At 45.6% G+C, this 4,856-nt stretch carries 5 protein-coding genes, 1 tRNA gene and 1 pseudogene; 4 read left to right on the top strand and 3 right to left on the bottom strand.

The window, feature by feature from the left end; all coding sequences use genetic code 11:
* The 3 genes and pseudogenes from PX484_RS21725 to PX484_RS21715 all read left to right on the top strand — a co-directional run.
* A pseudogene (locus PX484_RS21725) lies at nucleotides 1–132 on the top strand (helix-turn-helix domain-containing protein); the annotation flags it as partial.
* Nucleotides 133–421: 289 nt separating this feature from the next.
* A complete protein-coding gene (locus PX484_RS21720) occupies nucleotides 422–607 on the top strand; it encodes a hypothetical protein (RefSeq protein WP_002737595.1) in 186 nt (61 codons plus the stop codon).
* A gap of 153 nt (nucleotides 608–760) precedes the next feature.
* Nucleotides 761–1,531, top strand: coding sequence for a hypothetical protein (locus tag PX484_RS21715; RefSeq protein ID WP_287766540.1), 771 nt, complete (start codon nucleotides 761–763; stop codon nucleotides 1,529–1,531).
* 75 nt (nucleotides 1,532–1,606) lie between these two features.
* Here PX484_RS21715 and PX484_RS21710 read toward each other — a convergent pair whose 3' ends face one another.
* Both PX484_RS21710 and PX484_RS21705 read right to left on the bottom strand, forming a co-directional pair.
* Complete coding sequence (locus PX484_RS21710) at nucleotides 1,607–2,398, bottom strand: TrmH family RNA methyltransferase (RefSeq protein ID WP_287766538.1); 792 nt, start codon at nucleotides 2,396–2,398, stop codon at nucleotides 1,607–1,609.
* A 62-nt stretch (nucleotides 2,399–2,460) separates the two neighbouring features.
* Nucleotides 2,461–2,544, bottom strand: a tRNA-Leu gene (locus PX484_RS21705).
* A gap of 191 nt (nucleotides 2,545–2,735) precedes the next feature.
* Between PX484_RS21705 and murA the strand changes: the two genes are divergently transcribed.
* Nucleotides 2,736–4,049 carry a UDP-N-acetylglucosamine 1-carboxyvinyltransferase gene (murA, locus tag PX484_RS21700; RefSeq protein WP_287766536.1) on the top strand — a complete coding sequence of 438 codons (1,314 nt, stop codon included), beginning with the start codon at nucleotides 2,736–2,738 and terminating at the stop codon, nucleotides 4,047–4,049.
* Nucleotides 4,050–4,171: 122 nt separating this feature from the next.
* Here the strand turns inward: murA and PX484_RS21695 are convergent, their stop codons facing one another.
* Nucleotides 4,172–4,774 (bottom strand): Uma2 family endonuclease, encoded by a 603-nt coding sequence (locus PX484_RS21695; protein WP_002758659.1) that lies wholly within the window; start codon nucleotides 4,772–4,774, stop codon nucleotides 4,172–4,174.
* Nucleotides 4,775–4,856 lie beyond the last annotated feature (82 nt).

Below are 4,856 nucleotides of genomic sequence, written 5' to 3'. Positions count from 1 at the left end.
ATTGCCAGCGCCATCGGCACTACCAGAGTAACAGTAACAAGATTAATCGGTAAATTGCGACAACAAAATTCGATCTTTTTTAAGCAGGATAATCTTATCGGATTGCCCAGTTTATTTTTGAGTCAGAATTAATTTTTCTGCTTTGGAGAAATATCTATCTAGGACATTTTGGGCGCACGCGATGCGCCCCTACCATTGGCGCAATAATATTGTTTATTGTAGGGGCGAATTGCATTCGCCCTCTTTGAATAACTTCTGCTGCTCATCATAAGTGAGAGAAAGTCACCAAACTGTGCATCCTATCCAAAAGTTAGTTTGGCTCTAGGTTTTAAAAACCCCACACAAGAAGATTCCCATCGCCAATCAGCAACCCCAGAAATCTATGACCCCTCTATCTGGCAACAAACAACCGAGATAGCTTATGACTGAGCCAATTCCTGATAAATTATCGGAACGAATCGATACAGGTGTTAGAGTCGCAATCGCAGAAGCAATTGAGAGACACCGCCTCTTAGGAGAGTCTATCAGCATTTTCAAAGATGGCCAAATCGTCACCTTAACAGCCGCCCAAATTCCGCCAAAATCTGCCAAAAAAACGGAAGTGTAAAAAATTGGTTGACTGTCTCAAATTTCACTATTCATAGAAACAGTTTCACCTATCCGAGGGATTTATATAAAGGTCGGTTTTAGCAAATTCCCGTTACGAAAATCAAAAGTAAATAGTATAATAGTACTGTTCTTTACTTTTCGAGGTATAAATATGACCTTAACAGAAAAACAAAAAAACCTTTTGCAATGGATAGTTAAAGAAGTACGGGCTGGTAATCTTAAAGAGGACAGTATTTGGTACATTAGGAATCTTACAGATTATGGTTGGGTTGATTACAAGGGTTCTGATAGCTGGCCTCCTTTCACATTCGCAACGTTCGATATATTAGAAGAATATGGTTATATTAAATGGCAACAAAAAAGCCAGAATCAATACAAGGGCACTCTAACAGGAAAAGCTTATGAAGCGGTTGATTCTAACTTTGCTGAACCCGACACCAGCCCAAAGCTTTACGCGGAAAACTATTACAACTTTGGAGAAACTATGACAGAAAATAAAGGAAACGTCAACATCAGCGGCGTACAGGGAAACGTGAGCGGAATTGCCGCCGCAGGCGAAAACCAAACCATGACCGGGGTTGCACTCGGACAAATTAGCGGTGTGGTCACGAACAGCATCGGTCAACTGCAATCGACGAATACCCCTGAAGCAACTCAACTGGCCACACTGCTCGAACAGCTTCAATCTGCGATCAAAAATGAATCCCACCTAACGCCGGAAGATAAAGCGGAGGCGATGGAACAGGTCAAAACCTTGGCAGAAGCAGGACAGAAACCTGAAGATAATGCACTCCAAAAAGCGGCAAAAACTGCTTTGAAAATTCTCAAAGGAACGATTGCCGGTTTGCCCGATGCTGCCAAACTGGCCGAGTCATGTGCAAAACTGCTCCCCGCAATCGCTACTTTGCTATCACTTTCTTAGATTGGCTAAATCTCCCCCAATCTCTTTACTGTTGCCTCTTGCCCCTTGCATGAGTGCCTCATCTCAACAAGCAATTCAAATGCGCGGGCAGCTTAATTGTCTTCTAGCTTCGTAGAGGATGACAGCAGTAGCGATCGCAACATTTAAAGATTCCACACCACCAAAGAGGGGAATTTTCACCGTTTCATCGGCTAAAGTCGCTAATTGGGGTGATAAACCAGCCCCTTCATTGCCTAATAATATTAAAGTCGGACGGGTAAAATCAATCTCCCAGTGGCTTTTGGTGGCTGTGGGTAAAGTCGCGATCGCTTTTACCCCCTGTGCTTGATATTTTTTCACTAAAGCCGATAAATCCGATTCTACCACCAGGGGCGATCGAAACCATTCCCCGGCGGAACTGCGGATCACTTTGGGGTTATCGATTTCGACGCTATCGAGACTTAACCAGATACCCTGTACCTCTGTAGCCACGGCAGTGCGGATAATAGTGCCGAGATTACCCGGATCCTGCAATCTTTCCAAAACTAAGCCCAATTGTAGCGGATTTTGGGGGACTGGATGAAGGTGATCACGGGCAATAGTGGCAATCACACCATCGGGATTAACCGTTGTCGCTAGGGAAGCGAGGACTTCCGGGGAAACTATCTCGACTCGTTTCGCTTGATTTTGAAGCTTCTCTGCTAATTCTCCCTGTCTTTGCTGCCACTTTTCAGTATAACAAACCGTCTCTAGGGAACAATTCACGGCTAAAGCCGTCTCTAGTAAGTGGGTTCCCTCAATTAAGGACAAATTCTGCTCCTGTCGCTCTCTAGTGCGGTGTAGCTTGCGAATTTGCTTGATTAAAGGGTTTTGAACACTGCTAATCATAGCCAATCGGATTTTTCACCCCGCTAGGGCTGCCCTAAATAACTACGTTTTGAGGGAGATAATGCGGAACTCGGGACTTGAACCCGAAAGTCTTTGCAGACACTAGAACCTGAATCTAGCGCGTCTACCAATTCCGCCAGTTCCGCATTTTTCTTTCACAATCTTTTATTATACTATCGGACAATCCATAAGTCAAGATAGTTCAGATAATTAAGACAAAAATCGCTTTTCGGGGTAGAATCACCAATAATTTCCTCAAAAATCTGATAAGATGCAGTCTCATTTTACCGAAGCTTTCCTTAGCCAAGACTCCCAACTAAGATAAATGAATCATCCTATGACCATCGATACCGAGCATCCCTATTTAGAAATTCAAGGTCGTCACTCTCTCCGGGGTGAAGTCAAGATCAGTGGTGCCAAAAATGCCGCTCTCGTGATTATGGCGGGAGCTTTACTCTGCTCCGACGAGTGCCAGATTAGTAATGTACCAGCCCTAGCCGATATCGAGCGGATGAGTCAAATTCTCTCGGCTTTGGGCGTGCAGGTCCGTCGCACCGGAGATAGACTAGAGATTGATGGCAGAGACCTCAAACAAGCTCAAGCACCCTACGATCTCGTCTCCCAGTTGCGGGCCAGTTTTTTTGCCATTGGACCGATTTTAGCCCGTTTAGGAGAAGCAAAAGTTCCCCTCCCCGGCGGCTGCGCCATTGGGGCCAGACCGGTGGATCTGCACGTTAGGGGCCTACAGTCAATGGGTGCAGATGTATTAATCGATGGTGGCATGGTACACGCCCGCGTTAAGGGTAATGGTCGTCTGAAAGGGGCGAATATTTATCTGGATTATCCCAGTGTGGGAGCGACGGAAACCCTAATGATGGCGGCGACTTTAGCGGACGGGGAAACCATTCTCGGCAATGCAGCCCAGGAGCCAGAGGTGATTGATTTAGCCAATTTTTGTGTTTCCATGGGGGCAAAAATTCGCGGTGCCGGAACCAATACAATTGTCATCGAGGGAGTTTCCCGTCTGCACAGTACCGATTACAGTATCATTCCCGATCGCATTGAAGCCGGGACTTTACTGATAGCCGGGGCGATTACCCGCTCAGAAATTAGTCTTTATCCCGTAATTCCCAGCCATTTAGCTTCGGTAATTGCCAAACTGCACGAAATCGGTCCAGAAGTGGTGGAAGATGGTCCTAATCGTCTCCGGATTATCCCTAAAGACTTAAAAGCCACCGATATCGAAACCCTGCCCTATCCCGGTTTTCCCACAGATATGCAGGCCCAATTTATGGCTCTGTTAACTTTAGCCGAGGGCAGTAGTGTGGTTAATGAGACGGTTTTTGAAAATCGTCTGCGTCATGTGGCCGAATTAAAGCGTCTGGGAGCAGATATAAAGGTCAAAGGAAATGTGGCTTTAGTGCGCGGTGTGCCTTTCCTCTCCGGGGCGCCGGTGATGGCCACGGATCTACGCGCTTCGGCAGCTTTGGTGGTGGCAGGATTGGCAGCCCGGGGGACTACTATTGTGCAGGGACTCCATCACCTCGATCGAGGTTACGATAATTTAGAGGGTAAATTAGGAGCATTAGGGGCAAATTTACGCCGGGTTGATCCTTTGGCCTCAGAATTAGCTACCCTGACCCAATCTTAACAGGATGATTAGTTATCGCTGTTCTATCGATGTTGAGTGGATTCTCTTGAGAAACAATATAGGACAGCGTTAATCGTGCTTGGCTGTTCTATATTGACGGAACCTTTCATCAGCGATCGCATTTACCAAATCTTAGCCATTACTAATACAAACCCCGGCAATTCTGGATCACCACTAATGGTTTCAGGAGCATTTAAAATCTCCGGTTCTCGATGGGGGCGATAAATATAGACTTGGCGATTTTGGCGATCGATTAACCAACCCAATAAAGTACCATTGGCAATATATTCCTCCATCTTTTTCTGCAAACTGGATACTGTATCACTAGCAGAACGTAATTCAATGACAAAATCGGGACAGATGGGGGCAAAAGAGGCTTTTTGTTTTTCTGTTAAAGCATTCCAGCGTTCTAATTTAATCCAAGCAGCATCGGGTGAACGAGTCGCACCATTGGGCAGCGTAAAACCCGCACTAGAATCAAACCCAAGCCCCGTCCCATCTAGTTCTGACCAACTCCCCAGTTGCACAGCTATATTAAGATTGCGATTACCCGTATCTGAAAAAGCAGGGGGCATAACGATCACTTCTCCACTAGCACTGCGTTCAATGCGTAAATCTCGATTGGCTAAACAAAATTCATAAAATTGCTCCTCCGTCATCGGCATAATCCAAGGAAGATCAATCATCAAAGGAGCCGAGGTCGCTTGTACAAGTAGTGTCGTCATATTTTCGCCCTACTCAAGAATTACACGAATTAACAACTGAATGCCCTTCAATCTTAACTTAGCTCTTGTCAACGGCATTATT

The organism is Microcystis sp. M49636_WE2, assembly GCF_030065375.1.
GTDB lineage: Bacteria > Cyanobacteriota > Cyanobacteriia > Cyanobacteriales > Microcystaceae > Microcystis > Microcystis aeruginosa_C.
The sequence above is the reverse complement of the archived record's forward strand: the minus strand, read 5'-3'. Positions and strand labels throughout refer to the sequence as shown.